This is a genomic window from Komagataeibacter sp. FXV3 (assembly GCF_015155755.1).
Classification (GTDB): Bacteria; Pseudomonadota; Alphaproteobacteria; order Acetobacterales; family Acetobacteraceae; genus Komagataeibacter.
Genome location: NZ_VWPI01000124.1, coordinates 36,013 through 49,936, shown reverse-complemented (window position 1 = coordinate 49,936; position 13,924 = coordinate 36,013). Strand labels below are relative to the sequence as shown.

Annotated in this window: 18 protein-coding genes and 1 tRNA gene; 16 read left to right on the top strand and 3 right to left on the bottom strand. The window is 63.6% G+C overall.

All coding sequences use genetic code 11. The features are described 5' to 3' along the window. Positions 1-9: 9 nt before the first annotated feature. Together F1542_RS11195 and F1542_RS11190 are read right to left on the bottom strand one after the other, a co-directional pair. The gene (locus F1542_RS11195) at positions 10-456 is read right to left on the bottom strand and encodes a YjjA family protein (RefSeq protein ID WP_193733103.1); all 447 of its coding nucleotides are present in this window, start codon (positions 454-456) and stop codon (positions 10-12) included. A 102-nt stretch (positions 457-558) separates the two neighbouring features. Further along, positions 559-966, bottom strand: coding sequence for a YggT family protein (locus F1542_RS11190; protein ID WP_193733102.1), 408 nt, complete (start codon positions 964-966; stop codon positions 559-561). A gap of 57 nt (positions 967-1,023) precedes the next feature. Between F1542_RS11190 and F1542_RS11185 the strand changes: the two genes are divergently transcribed. Beyond that, positions 1,024-1,099 (top strand) — tRNA-Ala (locus tag F1542_RS11185). Between the two features lie 68 nt (positions 1,100-1,167). Here F1542_RS11185 and F1542_RS11180 read toward each other — a convergent pair. Next, on the bottom strand, positions 1,168-1,503 hold the full coding sequence (locus F1542_RS11180) for a RidA family protein (protein WP_227672678.1): 336 nt from the start codon (positions 1,501-1,503) through the stop codon (positions 1,168-1,170). Between the two features lie 99 nt (positions 1,504-1,602). Between F1542_RS11180 and F1542_RS11175 the strand changes: the two genes are divergently transcribed. From F1542_RS11175 to F1542_RS11105, 15 genes are all read left to right on the top strand, one after another. Next, complete coding sequence (locus F1542_RS11175; protein ID WP_193733100.1) at positions 1,603-2,046, top strand: HPr kinase/phosphorylase; 444 nt, start codon at positions 1,603-1,605, stop codon at positions 2,044-2,046. A 134-nt stretch (positions 2,047-2,180) separates the two neighbouring features. Next, a complete protein-coding gene (rapZ, locus tag F1542_RS11170) occupies positions 2,181-3,152 on the top strand; it encodes an RNase adapter RapZ (protein ID WP_193733159.1) in 972 nt (323 codons plus the stop codon). Continuing rightward, complete coding sequence (locus F1542_RS11165) at positions 3,149-3,607, top strand: PTS sugar transporter subunit IIA (RefSeq protein WP_193733099.1); 459 nt, start codon at positions 3,149-3,151, stop codon at positions 3,605-3,607. Before rapZ ends, F1542_RS11165 begins: the two co-directional genes overlap by 4 nt. Then, on the top strand, positions 3,600-3,896 hold the full coding sequence (locus tag F1542_RS11160) for an HPr family phosphocarrier protein (RefSeq protein ID WP_408886253.1): 297 nt from the start codon (positions 3,600-3,602) through the stop codon (positions 3,894-3,896). The genes F1542_RS11165 and F1542_RS11160 overlap by 8 nt, the downstream gene beginning before the upstream one ends. After that, the gene (ptsP, locus tag F1542_RS11155) at positions 3,883-5,724 is read left to right on the top strand and encodes a phosphoenolpyruvate--protein phosphotransferase (RefSeq protein WP_193733098.1); all 1,842 of its coding nucleotides are present in this window, start codon (positions 3,883-3,885) and stop codon (positions 5,722-5,724) included. Before F1542_RS11160 ends, ptsP begins: the two co-directional genes overlap by 14 nt. Next, on the top strand, positions 5,717-7,099 hold the full coding sequence (locus F1542_RS11150; RefSeq protein ID WP_193733097.1) for an anthranilate synthase component I family protein: 1,383 nt from the start codon (positions 5,717-5,719) through the stop codon (positions 7,097-7,099). The genes ptsP and F1542_RS11150 overlap by 8 nt, the downstream gene beginning before the upstream one ends. Beyond that, positions 7,096-7,908: an aminotransferase class IV gene (locus F1542_RS11145; protein WP_193733096.1), complete on the top strand. Its 813-nt coding sequence runs from the start codon at positions 7,096-7,098 to the stop codon at positions 7,906-7,908. The genes F1542_RS11150 and F1542_RS11145 overlap by 4 nt, the downstream gene beginning before the upstream one ends. 113 nt (positions 7,909-8,021) lie before the next feature. Next, positions 8,022-9,602 carry a bifunctional phosphoribosylaminoimidazolecarboxamide formyltransferase/IMP cyclohydrolase gene (purH, locus tag F1542_RS11140; RefSeq protein WP_193733095.1) on the top strand — a complete coding sequence of 527 codons (1,581 nt, stop codon included), beginning with the start codon at positions 8,022-8,024 and terminating at the stop codon, positions 9,600-9,602. Between the two features lie 98 nt (positions 9,603-9,700). Continuing rightward, positions 9,701-10,477 (top strand): hypothetical protein, encoded by a 777-nt coding sequence (locus F1542_RS11135; RefSeq protein ID WP_193733094.1) that lies wholly within the window; start codon positions 9,701-9,703, stop codon positions 10,475-10,477. 123 nt (positions 10,478-10,600) lie between these two features. Beyond that, on the top strand, positions 10,601-10,942 hold the full coding sequence (locus tag F1542_RS11130; RefSeq protein ID WP_193733093.1) for an AtpZ/AtpI family protein: 342 nt from the start codon (positions 10,601-10,603) through the stop codon (positions 10,940-10,942). Positions 10,943-10,954: 12 nt separating this feature from the next. Next, positions 10,955-11,704, top strand: a complete 750-nt coding sequence (locus tag F1542_RS11125) for a F0F1 ATP synthase subunit A (protein ID WP_019090713.1) — start codon at positions 10,955-10,957, stop codon at positions 11,702-11,704. Between the two features lie 61 nt (positions 11,705-11,765). Further along, a complete protein-coding gene (locus F1542_RS11120) occupies positions 11,766-11,990 on the top strand; it encodes an ATP synthase subunit C family protein (protein WP_003616715.1) in 225 nt (74 codons plus the stop codon). A gap of 16 nt (positions 11,991-12,006) precedes the next feature. Next, the gene (locus tag F1542_RS11115; protein WP_193733092.1) at positions 12,007-12,621 is read left to right on the top strand and encodes a hypothetical protein; all 615 of its coding nucleotides are present in this window, start codon (positions 12,007-12,009) and stop codon (positions 12,619-12,621) included. A 30-nt stretch (positions 12,622-12,651) separates the two neighbouring features. After that, entirely contained in the window at positions 12,652-13,146 is a 495-nt protein-coding gene (locus tag F1542_RS11110; protein ID WP_193733091.1) for a F0F1 ATP synthase subunit B, read from the top strand. A 21-nt stretch (positions 13,147-13,167) separates the two neighbouring features. After that, positions 13,168-13,917, top strand: a complete 750-nt coding sequence (locus F1542_RS11105) for a glycosyltransferase family 2 protein (RefSeq protein ID WP_193733090.1) — start codon at positions 13,168-13,170, stop codon at positions 13,915-13,917. Positions 13,918-13,924 lie beyond the last annotated feature (7 nt).

Genomic DNA, 13,924 nt, shown 5'->3' with positions numbered 1-13,924 from the left:
TTTGCCGGATCAGAGCAGGGACTTGCCCTGCTTCAGCACGGCGTTGCAGACCTTGGTCGTGACCTTCTGCTTCAGGTTGCCGCTGAGCGATGACAGAGAGAACGTATTGCCGTTGCCGGTATCAAGAATACCGTTCTGGCCGTTGGAATACTGGCTGCTGGAGGTATCAAGACCCGCCTTCTGCTTCAGTGATGACAGCAGGGTGGTGGGGCTGTTACCCTGCAGGTAGTTGTTCTGCACGCAGTAGCTCAGCAGGCCCGTGACGTTGGAAGGGGCCAGCGATGAGACAGACGGCACGTTCAGGCCGCTGCCCGAAAGCAGGCTGCTCGCCTTGCCCAGCCCACCCGAACCACCGGTCAGGTCACCGAAACCCTGTGCATGCGCGGGCGCGCCGGACAGTGCGGCAGCAAGTGGCAGGGCCGCGGCGAGAGCCAGGAAACGGTTCATTTTTTTCATGTGATGATAAACTCCTGAAATCCGGGCCGAAGGAAAACCAAGGCCTGTATGACCTGTTATATCCGTCTACGGCGCACAGGGGATAGCCCGTAGCCACGGCTTTTATGCAATACCGACCATGAGCATTCCGTAAATCTTGCCCATGACCGGCATCACCACGTACTGCAGCAGCAGCAGCAGGACGAGCGGGCTGAGGTCGATGTTGCCGATATTGGGCATGATGTTCCGGATGGGACGCAGGACCGGTTCGGTCATGCGGAACAGGAAGTTCGAGATATTCCAGACAATCTGGTTGCGCGGATCCAGGATGCCGAACCCAAGCAGGAAGCTGAACAGACAGGCCAGCATCACCACATAGTAATAAAGCTGTATGAGTTCAGCCAGCAGGTTAAAGATAATGGTGATCAACGGGCCAACCTTCATGGATGATGGGAACTGGAATTTAGTGTCCGTCACGCCCGCATACAACTGCCATGAACGCGGCGGGCAGGGAAAGAAAGCGATTGGCATACCAAAAATGGGCCTTGACTTGCGGCCTGCGCACGGTATGTATCGCGCGAGGATTGTGGGGCTGTAGCTCAGATGGGAGAGCGCCTCGTTCGCAATGAGGAGGTCAGGGGTTCGATTCCCCTCAGCTCCACCACCATCCTTCTTCCGATAAAAACCTGATCCGGTTGAACGCCAGTCCATGACTGGCGGCGTTTACGTTTCTCAATCGTCGGCAGGGGGCATGGCCACCAGTTCGATTTCAGCCAGTTGCCCCATATGTTCGAACTGTCTGACCAGTCGCAGCGTCGTTGCAGGACAGGTCCGGCCGAACAGGTCATTCAGCAGGGGAAAGCAGGCGCTGAAGCCATCGGTCTCACGCAGGGTAAAGGTGACGCGGGTCACGTTTTCCGCAGTCATGCCATGCTGGCCCAGCCGGGTCATGCCCGTGGCCAGTGCCTGCCTGATCTGGGGAAACAGCTCGGTCGGGAATTGCCCGGTCGTGGCATCGACGCCGGTCAGGCACCGGATATGTACTTCCGGCGAAGGGTGGAACGGCATGTTTTCTTCCATTGAGGCCAGAATCACAAAATGGTCATGTTTTGTCCATAAAAAATTTTCCATCCCCGAAATGACGACTTTCGGATAAACCTCCTTTCCATGAATGATCCGGTCCAGATCCATGCGTCCTGTGCGGCGCGGGGGGCGCAGGGTATCGTGCTGACCGGCCCGTCGGGGGCGGGAAAGTCCGACCTGCTGCTGCGCCTGATTGACGCAGGCTATGACCTGGTGGCCGATGACCGGGTCTGCCTGCACGAAGGCTGGGCCAGCGCGCCCGCAGCCCTGTCCGGACTGCTGGAGGTGCGCGGTATCGGGATCGTGCGCATGCGCTATCGGGCGCGCGTGCGTGTTGTGGCGGTTGCAAGGCTGGTTTCACCGGCTGACCATCCGCCGCGACTCCCCCCGCCGCCACACCGTGATAAGGTCGTGGGGCAGCCGGTGTTTTTCATTGATCCGGCATGGCCTTCCGCCGTTGCCCGGATCGGGCTGGTGCTGGACTGTGTTGCCGGTCGCAGGCAACTGCTTGATGAAAGGCAGATGTGATATCGTCACCACTTTCCATTGTCGCCCGTTCAGGGAACAATGGGTTCATGAAAAGGTTTCGATCCCGCCATGATACAGCGATCTGTCATTGGCCATGGGGCTGACAGAAGTCAGGGTTTTGTGTGACTGACACCATGCATGAAGATACGCCACTTCCCCGTCGTATCCTGCTTGTCACCGGGCTGTCCGGCGCGGGCAAGTCCTCGATTCTGCGCATTCTGGAGGATCTGGGGCACGAAGTGATCGATAATCCGCCGCTGGGCATGCTGGATGAAATCGTGGCCCGTGCCGAACGTCCCGTGGCGGTGGGGGTGGATTCCCGCACGCGCGGGTTCGATGCATCTGCCGTGCTGGCTGCGCTGGCGCGGCTGCGCGTCAACCCGGGCCTGAATGCTGAACTGATTTACGCAACGGCCGAGGAAAGCGTGCTGCTGCGTCGCTATACCGCCACCCGCAGGCGTCATCCGCAGGCCGTCCATGGCACCGTAAAGGAAGGGATCGAGGCCGAAATCGCCCTGACATCCCCCCTGCGTGAAGCGGCGGATGTGGTGATCGATACCTCCGACCTGCCACCGCCGGAACTGCGGCAGCTGGTCGAGGCCCGTTTCGGGGAATGGACGGCGGGGGGACTCGATGGCCTGACAGTCGCCCTCATGTCATTTGCCTTTCCGGCAGGCCTCCCGCGTGAAGCGGATATGGTGTTCGATGCCCGTTTCCTGACCAATCCCTATTATGATTCCACCCTGTCCGCCATGACCGGCCTGGATGCGGACGTGGCGGCCTATGTCGCCCGTGATCCAGATTATCAGGAATTCCTCGACCGTATCGTAGGGCTGCTGGAACTGGTGCTGCCGCGTTTTGTGCGCGAAGGAAAGAAATACGCCACCATCGCCATAGGCTGTTCGGGCGGGCGGCACCGTTCCGTCACACTGGTGGAGGCACTGGCCCGCAGGCTTGCGCAACGTGCGGACAATACCCATCCACATGATGCATGGCCTGTTGTTATCATGCATCGTGAACTGGCCCGTCAGGGCCGCAGCAGCTGGCGGTGGGCCAATCGGCCACGCGGGCTGTCGGAAACAACGGAGCAGACGGACCCGAAATGATCGGTCTTGTGTTCGTGATGCATGGTATCCTTGGTGAGACCCTGAAGGGGGAACTCGAACACGTGGTCGGCCCGCAGGCGCAGACCGCGGTGTTCAACGTGACCACCACCGCTGTGCCGGGCACATGCCGCGATGCCCTGCAACGGGCCATCGACTCGGTCGATAGCGGGCAGGGCGTCATCCTGCTGACCGACATGTTCGGCAGCACGCCATCGAATGTTGCGGTCTCCGTGCTGGAAAACGACCGGGTGGAAGTGCTGGCGGGGGTAAACATGCCCATGCTGGTCAAGCTGGCGCAGATACGCGGGCAGGCGGATATGCGCGAATGCCTCAACGGCGCGGAAGCGGCGGGCAGGCGTTACATATCCGTGGCGTCCCACCTGCCGGCGGCATGCCTGTCGGGTGTGGGGGAATGCGTGGGTGAGGCGGACAGCGTGGCAGGCCACGGTGGCTGAAACAGCGACACAGCCCGTGCCGCACCGGATGGATGCGGAGATCGTGAACCAGCGCGGGTTGCATGCCAGGGCTGCCGCAAAATTTGTGACGGTCGCGGAAAAATTCGATGCGGGTGTTGATGTAACCCATGCGGGCATGACGGTTTCGGGCCATTCCATCATGGGACTCATGATGCTGGGCGCGGGCAGGGGCGAGACGATCACCATCACCACCACCGGTCCCCAGGGGCCGCAGGCGCTTGCGGCGCTGGTGCGGCTGGTCGGGGCCGGGTTTGATGAAGGCGACTGAACGCCGTCCGCAGCAGCGTCCCCGCGCGGGAGAAATACGGCTGGAAGGCCAGCCTGTCTCCCCCGGTGTCGCGATCGGTTACGCCGCTGTCGCGCATGAACCGGTCCCCCCGCCAGTGGATATGGCGCGCCGGGACTGTAACCCGGCGCATGAACGTACCCGTCTGCATGATGCCATAAGCCGTTCCGTGGCCCAGCTTGGTCGGCTGCATGACCGTCTGGCCCTGCTGCCGGAAGACGGGCAGGTTGAAATTGGCTCCCTGCTGGAAGTCTATCGGCGCATGCTGGGACCTTCGCGCCTGCGCCGCGGGATCGAGGGGCGGCTGGAACACGGCATGCTGGCCGAAGCCGCCGTCATGCAGGAAACCGAGGCGCTGGCCGCCCACATGCTCGCACCGCCCGACCGTCCCGCGCCACAGGGCGAGGACGCGGTGGCGGCCCGCAGGCGGGCGGGCGAATTCCGTGAAATCGGGCGCAGGCTGGTCCGTAACCTTAGTGGCACGCCCTATCGTTCCTTTTCCGCCCTGCCGGACGGGGCCATTCTGGTCGCCGAGCAGTTGCGCCCCGCCGATGCCGCCCTGATCGATCCCTCCCGCATTGCCGCCGTCGTGACGGAAGAAGGCGGCAGTACCGGGCATACCGCCATCCTGCTGCGTGCGCTGGGCATTCCCGCCGTGCTGGCTGCCCACGGGTTGCTGGCGCAGGTGCGGCGGCGCACGCGCCTGGTGGTGGACGGGACAACGGGGCAGGTCATTATCCGCCCCTCCAGCCGCACGGCGGCGGCGGCACGGGTGGATGTCGCGGCCTATGCGCGTGAACGCCAGATGCTGGGCCGGCTGCGCCGGCTGCCCGCCCGCCTGTCCAGCGGGGAAGTGCTGACGCTGCAGGCCAACCTGGAAATCCCGGCCGAACTGCCGATGGTGGCGCAGTCGGGGGCGGCGGGCATTGGCCTGCTGCGCAGCGAATTCCTGTTTATGAATACCGATACCCTGCCTGATGAAGCGCGGCAGGAAGCCATCTACCTGCCCCTGATCGAGGCCATGGCGGGCGACCCGGTCACGATCCGCGTGGTGGACTGGGGCAGTGAAAAGAACAGCGATGCCCTGTCACGCGTCGTGGGTATTGGCAATGGGGGCGATGTCAATCCGGCGCTGGGCGTGCGGGGCATCCGGTTGCTGCTTCAGCATCGCGCCCTGCTGGAAACGCAGTTCGCCGCCATCCTGCGCGCGGCCCATGCGGGGCCGGTCCGGGTCCTGTTGCCCATGGTGTCCGGGGTGGGGGAAGTACGGGCCGCACGTGACATTTATACCCGCGTCGGGCGCAGGCTGCGGCGTAAAGGGATGGAAATACCCGACCCGTTACCGCCGCTTGGCATCATGATTGAAACGCCCGCCGCCGCCCTCATGGCCGATGTGCTGGCGCAGGAAGCCGAATTCCTGGCCATCGGTACCAATGACCTGACCATGTACGCCCTTGCCGCCGACCGGGCGGCAGCGGATGTGGCGGCCCTGTATGACCCGCTGCACCCGGCGGTGCTGCGGCTGGTGCGCATGACAGCGGATGCGGGGCTGCGCCAGCGCAGGCCGGTTTCCGTCTGTGGGGAACTGGCGTCCGACCCGCTGGCGGTGCCGTTGCTGGTGGGGCTGGGGGTGCGGTCCTTTTCCATGCATGCCTCCGCCGTGCCACGGGTGAAGCGGGCGATCCGGGCGGCCGCCATGGATGACTGCCGTCGCATGGCCTGCCGCGCGCTGGAAGCGACGGATGGGGATGAAGTCCGCACCATGCTGGCAACCTACACCCACGACCTGCGGCACCCCGGGGATGGCTAGGGACGGCGTAAGCCTGCCCCTGCCCTGGCGGGATGTGGACGCCATACTGGCGGCGTGGGGACACCTGCCATGGCTTGCCTGTCTGGATAGCGGGGGCACGGTTGGTGACCGGGCGCGCTGGGTCATCATCTGCCGTGACCCGGTGCATGTGGTGGTCCAGCGTGCAGGCCGATGCCGGCTGGATGGCGTGGCGGTGGACCGTGACCTGCTGGCGGTGCTGCGGGACGCTCTGCCGGTTGGTGGCTGTCCTGCTGGTCTGCCTTTTGCCGGTGGGGCGATCGGGTTTGCCGGTTACGGCGCAGGGCTGCGCGGGACGGGGATCATGACCCGGCATAAGGATGACCCGACGCAGCCGGAGGCTGCGTTCGGTATTTATGACCATGCCTTTGTCCTTGACCGTCTGCAGGGCCGGGCGTGGCTGGCGGGTCATGACCCTGTGGCCCTGCCTGCTGATCGGGTTGCCCGTCTGGTGGCGCAGTGGGAAGCGGTTGGTCCGGCAGGGGCGATCCCCGCATTGCCCGCCCTGCCTTTCAGGCCGGATCAGGATGGCGCGGCCTATTGCGCCGGTGTGGCGCAGGCGGTGGAACGGATCGCGGTGGGCGAGGTGTTTCAGGTCAACATGACCGGGCGCATGTATGCCGCCCGACCCGCCGGGCTTGGGCCGGTGGATGTCTATCGTGCGTTGCGGGCCGGGTCCCCCGCGCCGTTCGGGGCTTTCCTGTCATGTGATGGGGCATTTGCCCTGCTCAGTGCCTCGCCCGAGCGGTTCATCGCCCTTGGTCCCGATGGCACGGTGCGCACCCGGCCCATAAAGGGCACCGCCCCGCGCGGCCGGTCGGCGGCGGAAGATGCGCAACTGGCCCGTCACCTGCGCCATGATGCGAAGGAACGGGCCGAAAACCTGATGATCGTGGACCTCATGCGCAATGACATCGGCCGTGTGGCCCGTATCGGCAGCGTCAGCGTGCCCGAACTGTTTGGCGTGGAACGGTTTGCCCATGTCCACCATCTGGTGTCCGAGGTCACGGGGCAACTGCGTACGGGCTGTGATGCCTTCGACCTGCTGGCCGCCACACTGCCGCCGGGTTCGGTTACGGGCGCGCCCAAGCATCGCGCCATGCAGATCATTGATGAACTGGAGGCCTCCGCCCGTGGGGCCTATTGCGGCACGGTGGCATGGATCGGGTGCGATGGGGCCATGGACAGTTCCGTCATCATCCGCGCGTTGTCCATGACGCCGGAGTGCATCATCGCGGCGGCGGGCGGGGGCATCACCTTTGAATCCGACCCGATGCGTGAATATCGTGAAATGCAGCTGAAAATCGCGGCCCTGCTGGATATTTTCCATGACAGCCCGGATGGAGGATCTCCATGACCGTACCCGTTTCCCTGCCCATATGGCTCAATGGCCGGATCCTGCCCGCGGGCGGCGCATGCGTGGACACGGCGGACCGGGGCTTCCTGCTGGGCGATGGCCTGTTCGAGACCATGCGGGTTGCGGGCGGACAGGTCCGGCATTTCGATCGCCACATGAACCGTCTGGCGCAGGGGGCGGCGGCCATCAGGCTGCCATCCCCTGACCGGGCGGCCATTGCGGCGGGTATTGCGGCCCTGCTGGATGCCAGCGGGCTGCAAACGGGATCATTGCGCCTGACCTGCACCCGTGGGGTGGGACCACGCGGCCTGCTGCCGCCCGCACAGGTCTCGCCAACAGTGCTGCTGACCACTTCATCCGGCCTGCCGCCCGCAACCCCGGTGCGTCTGGTCACCGCATCCCACCGGCGTGATGAGTGCAGCATCCTGTCACGGATAAAAAGCCTGAATTACCTGCCATCCATTCTGGCGCGGATGGAGGCGGCGGAACAGGGTGCGGATGATGCCATCCTGCTCAACCATGCGGGTTTCGTGGCTGAAACCAGCGCCAGCACGCTGGTCGCCTGCCTTGACGGGCAGCCTGTCACCCCCCCGGTCAGCGATGGCGCATTGCCCGGAACGGCCCGTGGGGTGCTGGTGGATGCAGGGATCGTGCAAGTGGGGCGTATTTCACCCGCGCGGTTGCGTCAGGCGGCGGCGGTCTTCACCCTCAACAGCCTGTCCGTGCGGGAAGTCGTGGCATGGGACGGGGTTGCATTGCCACGCCGTCCCGACCTGCTGGCGACCCTCCGGGCGGCCTGTCAGGGCTGATTTCCGCCCAGAATGGAGCAGTTATGGCATTTCGCTTATTGCCCCGCATCACGCGGTTGGACTAATCCACCCGGATTGGCCCATTTCCAGCTTGCGTGAAAGGTCACCTGCTGATGACCCCCCCGAAGACCGTGCCGGTTCGGCGTGCCCTGATTTCCGTTTCCGACAAGAAGGGCCTGCTTGACCTTGCCCGCGCCCTTGTCGCCCATGGCGCGGAGATCCTCTCGACGGGTGGTTCCGCCCGTACCCTGCGCGAAGCCGGCATCCCGGTGCGTGATGTGTCCGAACATACCGGTTTTCCGGAAATCCTTGATGGGCGCGTCAAGACACTGGTGCCGCAGGTGCATGGTGGCATCCTTGGCCGGCGTGACCTGCCCACGCATGTCAGCCAGATGGAAGAACACAAGATCGCCCCGATCGACCTTGTGGCCGTCAACCTGTACCCGTTCGAGGCCACGGTGGCGTCCGGCGCGGGAGCGGAGGACTGCATCGAGAACATCGACATTGGCGGTCCGGCCCTGATCCGTGCGGCGGCCAAGAACCACGCCCATGTCGCCATCGTGACCGATCCGGCGCAGTATGGTGAAATCATCACCGCGCTGGAAAATGGTGGCACCACGCTGGCGCAGCGCAAGAAGCTTGCCGGTGCGGCCTATGCCCGCACGGCCGCCTATGACGCCGCCATTGCCGCATGGTTTGCAAAGCAGGAAGGCGAGGTGCTGCCCCCGCGCATGATCGTGGCGGGTGAGAAGCGCGAAAGCCTGCGCTATGGCGAAAACCCGCACCAGAAGGCGGCTTTCTACACCGATGGCTCCACCCGCCCCGGCGTGGCCACGGCAACGCAGGTGCAGGGCAAATCCCTGTCCTACAACAACATCAATGACACCGACGCGGCATTCGAGGCCGTGGCCGAATTTGACGCCCCGGCCGTCGTGATTGTCAAGCACGCCAACCCCTGTGGCGTGGCCGTGGCGGCGACGCAGGCCGAAGCATGGGACCAGGCGCTGCGCTGCGACCCGGTTTCGGCCTTTGGCGGGATCGTGGCACTCAACCGCACGCTGGAAGCCGAGGCGGCATCACGCATCGCCGCGATCTTCACGGAGGTGATCGTCGCCCCCGATGCCAGTGCCGAAGCGCGTGAGATCCTTGCGCGCAAGAAGAACCTGCGCCTGCTGCTGACCGGCGCCCTGCCTGACCCGGCGGCCGGTGGTGTGGTGGTGCGTTCGGTGGCGGGTGGCTTCCTGGCCCAGACACGCGATAACGGCCGCATCACGCCCGATGCGCTGAAGGTGGTGACGAAACGCGCGCCGACTCCGGCGGAAATGGCGGATCTGATCTTTGCCTTCCGTGTGGCCAAGCACGTCAAGTCGAACGCCATTGTCTATGCCAAGGACCAGAGCACGGTGGGAATTGGCGCGGGGCAGATGAGCCGCGTTGATTCCGCGCGCATCGCCGCCACCAAAAGCGCTGACGCCGCGAAGGCCGCGGGCATCGACCATCCGCTGACCCAGGGCAGTGTCGTGGCGTCGGATGCGTTCTTCCCCTTCGCGGACGGTCTGGAAGCCGCAATCGCCGCAGGGGCGACAGCCGTGATCCAGCCCGGTGGCTCCATCCGTGATGATGAGGTGATTGCCGCCGCCGATAAGGCCGGCATCGCCATGGTCTTCACAGGTATGCGCCATTTCCGGCACTGATCCTACAGCAAGGCCCCTTGCCTGTGCGCCGGGGATGGCATGAGATAGCACGCCCGGTGGACGACCGGGGTTAAGACAGACGAAAGACGGGTACCCGCATGGACATTCATCGACGTTCCTCCTGCCGCCTGCTTGCGGGCGTGCTTGTGGCTGGCAGTCTGGCGGCGGGCGGTGCCCATGCCGCCAGCAGGGGTGGCGCACAGCCCGCGCCGGCCGCGCCGGCCGCGGCGCAGGTAACCCCGGTGTTCGACATGACGCCGCTGCCGGTCACCACGGGGCAGCTTGTGCAGTATATCCTGACCCCGGCGGGCCAGGTGTCCGGCATGCTGCTGGGGGACGGGACACAGGTTTTCTTTTCCCACGATCTGGGGGAAGAACTGTCCACCATCGCCCGGCCGGGTGAACAGGTCAGCGTCAATGGCCTGAAGGGCATAAGCCAGCCGATCGTGCGTGCCTATGCCGTCAGCGGCCCGCGTGGGCGCCGTATCGCCGACGTGCATCCGCCCGCATCCGCCACGGCCCCGGTGATTGATTCCCCCAGCATCGGCCCCGACGTGCCGGTGGACGGGACCATCCTGGCCCCCCTGTATGACATGCAGGGCAAGGCGCAGGGTGTGATCATGCGTGACCATAGCGTCGTGTATGTGGGTGAAAAGAATGCAACCCGTCTTGTCGCGTGGCTCAAGCCGGGGGCGACGCTGCACGCCATCGGCACCGGTGTGACAGGGGATCATGGAACCGCCATCAACGCGCGTGAGATCGGGCCTGACGTCAACCAGGCCATCCATGTCGAACCCGCCGACGCCCCGCCGCCCGGCGCGTTTCCCGGCAGCGCCGGTTATGATGTCATTCCCGGTGGTTCTTCCGGCGAATAAGGGCATATTGAACCCCCACCGGGGAAAAAAGATGCAGGGATGGCACGTTTGTTTGCCACCCCTTGCTTGACAGGTTATTGCAGCATCGTTAGCTAGCGCCTGCACCCTTGGGAGGTGCGAGAAGTGGATAAGGATAACGACCCGTCCGACGAGTCCTTTGACCGGCGACTGGAAGCAGCCCGCGAGCGTATGAACCCGCCCGCGCCCGCTGCCCGCGACACCGGTGGGACGCTGTCCGATCTGGGCCTGGTGATCAGGTCGGGAACGGAACTTGTATCGGCGCTGGTGGTCGGGGTTGCGATTGGCTGGGGGCTTGACCACTGGCTGCATACGAAGCCCTGGTTCCTGATCGTCTTTTCGCTTCTGGGTGGTGTGGCAGGTGTGCTTAATGTCTGGCGTCTTGTCAGGCCCGATGCCATAAACACTGAGGCAAAGGGGCCGGACGACGGCTCTGGACGGATATAGGGAAGAACGAAGTTGGCGGCCGGATCATCCATCGACGCGCTCGGTCAGTTCGAGCTCCATCCAGTTTTGGGTGCACTTGGCGAATCCCTGCGGTTCAGCCAGTCCCCCATGATGATGATTGTTGCCGCCATTGTGGTTCTGGCATTCCTGTACGTGGGCATGCGTCCCGCGGCGGTGGTGCCGGGCCGGCTGCAGTCCGCAGCTGAAATGTGCTACGACTTCATCCATAACATGGCGGTTGATACGATTGGTCCGGAAGGCCGGGCCTTCTTCCCGTTCGTGTTCACGCTGTTCTTCTTCATCCTGGCTGGCAACTACCTTGGCCTGCTGCCTTTTTCCTTTGCCTTCACCAGCCATATCGCCGTGACGCTGGCGCTGGCGCTGATGGTGTTCTGCCTCTCGATCATCGTGTCGCTCAAGGTGCAGGGGGCGAAGTTCTTCGCCCATTTCATGCCCGCCGGCGCCCCCAAGGCACTGGCCCCGCTGCTGATCCCGATCGAGATCCTTTCCTTTCTTTCGCGTCCCGTGAGCCTGTCGATCCGTCTGTTTGCCAACATGGTCGCCGGTCACGTGATGTTCGACATGTTTGCCGCCTTCACGATCATGCTGGCCGGTCTGGGCTTCTTCGGTGACATCATCGCCGTTGGTCCCGTGGTCATCAATATCGCGCTGATGGCACTCGAATTGCTGGTCGGTGCCTTGCAGGCCTACGTGTTTGCAATCCTTACCTGCATCTATCTGAGGGAGGCGGTGGCCCACTAAAGGCCCCAACCCCGCTTCCATCTATTTCAATCCAGAACGTCTGAAACAAGGAAAACAAGACATGGATATCGCAGCAGCCCGTGAAATTGGTGCCGGTATCGCCGTTATCGCCCTCGCTGGCGTTGGCATTGGCCTGGGTAACATCTTCTCCACGCTGGTCAGCAGCATCGCGCGCAACCCGTCCGCGCGTCCGCACGTGTTCGGTCTCGGCATGCTGGGCTTCGCTCTGACGGAAGCCGTCGCCCTGTATGCGCTTCTGATCGCGTTCCTGATCCTGTTCGTCTGATACGCTGGAGGCGAACATGGCGCGCGCCGTGATGTATGACAACATCCGAAGGGCGGGGACAGTTCTGGCCTCGTCCGCGCTGGCTCTGCCGCTGATGGCCATGGTTGCCCCTGGCGCGCGCGCCGAGGGCATGCCCCAGCTTGATTTCGGCAATCCCTATGTCATCGGACAGGTGGTATGGGGCGCTGGCATTTTCCTGGTACTTTACCTTCTGCTGAGCCGTTCGGCCCTGCCGAAGGTGGAAAAGGTCCTGTCGCTGCGTCGCCAGACGATCGAGACGGATCTCGGGATTGCGCACAAGGCCAAGACCCGCGCTGATGAAGCAGTGGCCGACCTGCATGAAGCCCGCCGCAAGGCACTGGCTGATGCACAGGCCAATGTGGACAAGGTTGTCGAGGAGGCGCGTCTTGCCGCCGCCCGGCAGGCCGAGGAAATGAACGCGCGTCTGGCGACGGAAATCCAGGATGCCGAAACCCGCATTGCCCAGGCACGCGGGCAGGCGCTGGCATCCGTGCGCGAGATTTCGACAACGACGGCGGAAACGCTGATCCATCAGTTATCCGGCATTGCCGCCCCGGCCGATTTCGTGACGGCAAAGGTCGGTTCTGCTGCGGCAGCACGTGGTCTCTGACCCGCTGCCCAAGACAGACAGGTCATAATCATGTTTCATGATCCCCGTTTCTGGTCGGCTGTTGCCTTTGTCCTGTTTTTTGTCCTGTTCGGGCGTTCACTATGGAAACCCCTGGTGAGCGCGCTGGACGGACGGGCGGAGCGCATCCGTGCAGAGCTTGATGAAGCAGCGCGCCTGCGCCGTGAAGCCGAGCAGATGCTTGAGGACGCGACGCGTGACCGCGAAGCGGCATTGGCCGAAGCCAAGGAACTGGTTGAACATTCCCTGCGCGAAGCCGCCAATATCGCACTGAAGGCCCGCAAGGACGCCGAGGAAATCGCCGCACGGCGCGAACAGATGGCAAAGGACCGGATTGCTTCGGCAGAACGTTCCGCCCTGCGCGAAGTGCGTGAGACGGCTGTTGATATCGCCATTCAGGCCACGCGTGAAACGCTGGCTGCAAGCCTGCCCGCAGATACGGACGGCAAGATTATTGACAAGTCCATCGGTGACCTGCCGACGGCCCTGTCCCAGCGTGCTGCCTGATCATCATTGGTGACAACCGGCATGTCAGGTAATGGGGCGGACGACCGTCCCATTGTCTCCATTATCGCGGCAGTACTGAATGAAGGGCCGAATATTCGGCCTGTATGTCAGGAAATTTCCGATGTCCTTGGCCAGTTGCCCGGGGCTGAAGTCATTTTCGTTGATGATGGCAGCACAGACGATACGGTCGCACAGCTTGAAGCCGTAAGGCGTGACGGCATCCTGCCTGACCTGCGTATCCTTGGTCATGATACGGTTTACGGAAAATCCGCTGGCCTGCGCACCGGCATTGAAGCCGCGCGCGGTGAGTGGGTCATCCTGATGGATGGTGACGGACAGGATAATCCTGCTGATTTCGCCGCCATGCTGGAAATGTGCCGCATGGCAAAAGGGCGCGCGCCCCTGGTTGTGGGCGTGCGAACCAGACGGCGTGATACCATGTCGCGCAGGCTGGCCTCACGTTTTGCCAATGGCCTGCGCCGTCGCCTGCTTGATGATGGTTGCCCTGATACCGGGGCGTCGCTGAAGGCATTCCGGCGCGTGGATTTCCTTGGGCTGCCCCAGTTTGAGGGGCTGCACCGCTTCCTGCCGTCCCTTATGGGCAGGCGGGGCGTACCGCTGGCCTGTCTTTCGGTCGATCACCGTAACCGGCTGCATGGATCTTCCAAATATACCAATCTCAAACGGGCCATTGTCGGCATCCGGGACATATTGGGTGTAATGTGGCTTAACAACCGCGCCAGGATACCGAAACGCGTTACCGAACGCTGAAGGGACC

Coding starts and splice junctions, on each gene's coding strand:
- F1542_RS11195 (WP_193733103.1), bottom strand. CDS start 456: ATGAAAAAAATGAACCGTTTCCTGGCTCTCGCCGCGGCCCTGCCACTT.
- F1542_RS11190 (WP_193733102.1), bottom strand. CDS start 966: ATGCCAATCGCTTTCTTTCCCTGCCCGCCGCGTTCATGGCAGTTGTAT.
- F1542_RS11180 (WP_227672678.1), bottom strand. CDS start 1,503: ATGCCGTTCCACCCTTCGCCGGAAGTACATATCCGGTGCCTGACCGGC.
- F1542_RS11175 (WP_193733100.1), top strand. CDS start 1,603: ATGAATGATCCGGTCCAGATCCATGCGTCCTGTGCGGCGCGGGGGGCG.
- rapZ (WP_193733159.1), top strand. CDS start 2,181: ATGCATGAAGATACGCCACTTCCCCGTCGTATCCTGCTTGTCACCGGG.
- F1542_RS11165 (WP_193733099.1), top strand. CDS start 3,149: ATGATCGGTCTTGTGTTCGTGATGCATGGTATCCTTGGTGAGACCCTG.
- ptsP (WP_193733098.1), top strand. CDS start 3,883: ATGAAGGCGACTGAACGCCGTCCGCAGCAGCGTCCCCGCGCGGGAGAA.
- F1542_RS11150 (WP_193733097.1), top strand. CDS start 5,717: ATGGCTAGGGACGGCGTAAGCCTGCCCCTGCCCTGGCGGGATGTGGAC.
- F1542_RS11145 (WP_193733096.1), top strand. CDS start 7,096: ATGACCGTACCCGTTTCCCTGCCCATATGGCTCAATGGCCGGATCCTG.
- purH (WP_193733095.1), top strand. CDS start 8,022: ATGACCCCCCCGAAGACCGTGCCGGTTCGGCGTGCCCTGATTTCCGTT.
- F1542_RS11135 (WP_193733094.1), top strand. CDS start 9,701: ATGGACATTCATCGACGTTCCTCCTGCCGCCTGCTTGCGGGCGTGCTT.
- F1542_RS11120 (WP_003616715.1), top strand. CDS start 11,766: ATGGATATCGCAGCAGCCCGTGAAATTGGTGCCGGTATCGCCGTTATC.
- F1542_RS11115 (WP_193733092.1), top strand. CDS start 12,007: ATGGCGCGCGCCGTGATGTATGACAACATCCGAAGGGCGGGGACAGTT.
- F1542_RS11110 (WP_193733091.1), top strand. CDS start 12,652: ATGTTTCATGATCCCCGTTTCTGGTCGGCTGTTGCCTTTGTCCTGTTT.
- F1542_RS11105 (WP_193733090.1), top strand. CDS start 13,168: ATGTCAGGTAATGGGGCGGACGACCGTCCCATTGTCTCCATTATCGCG.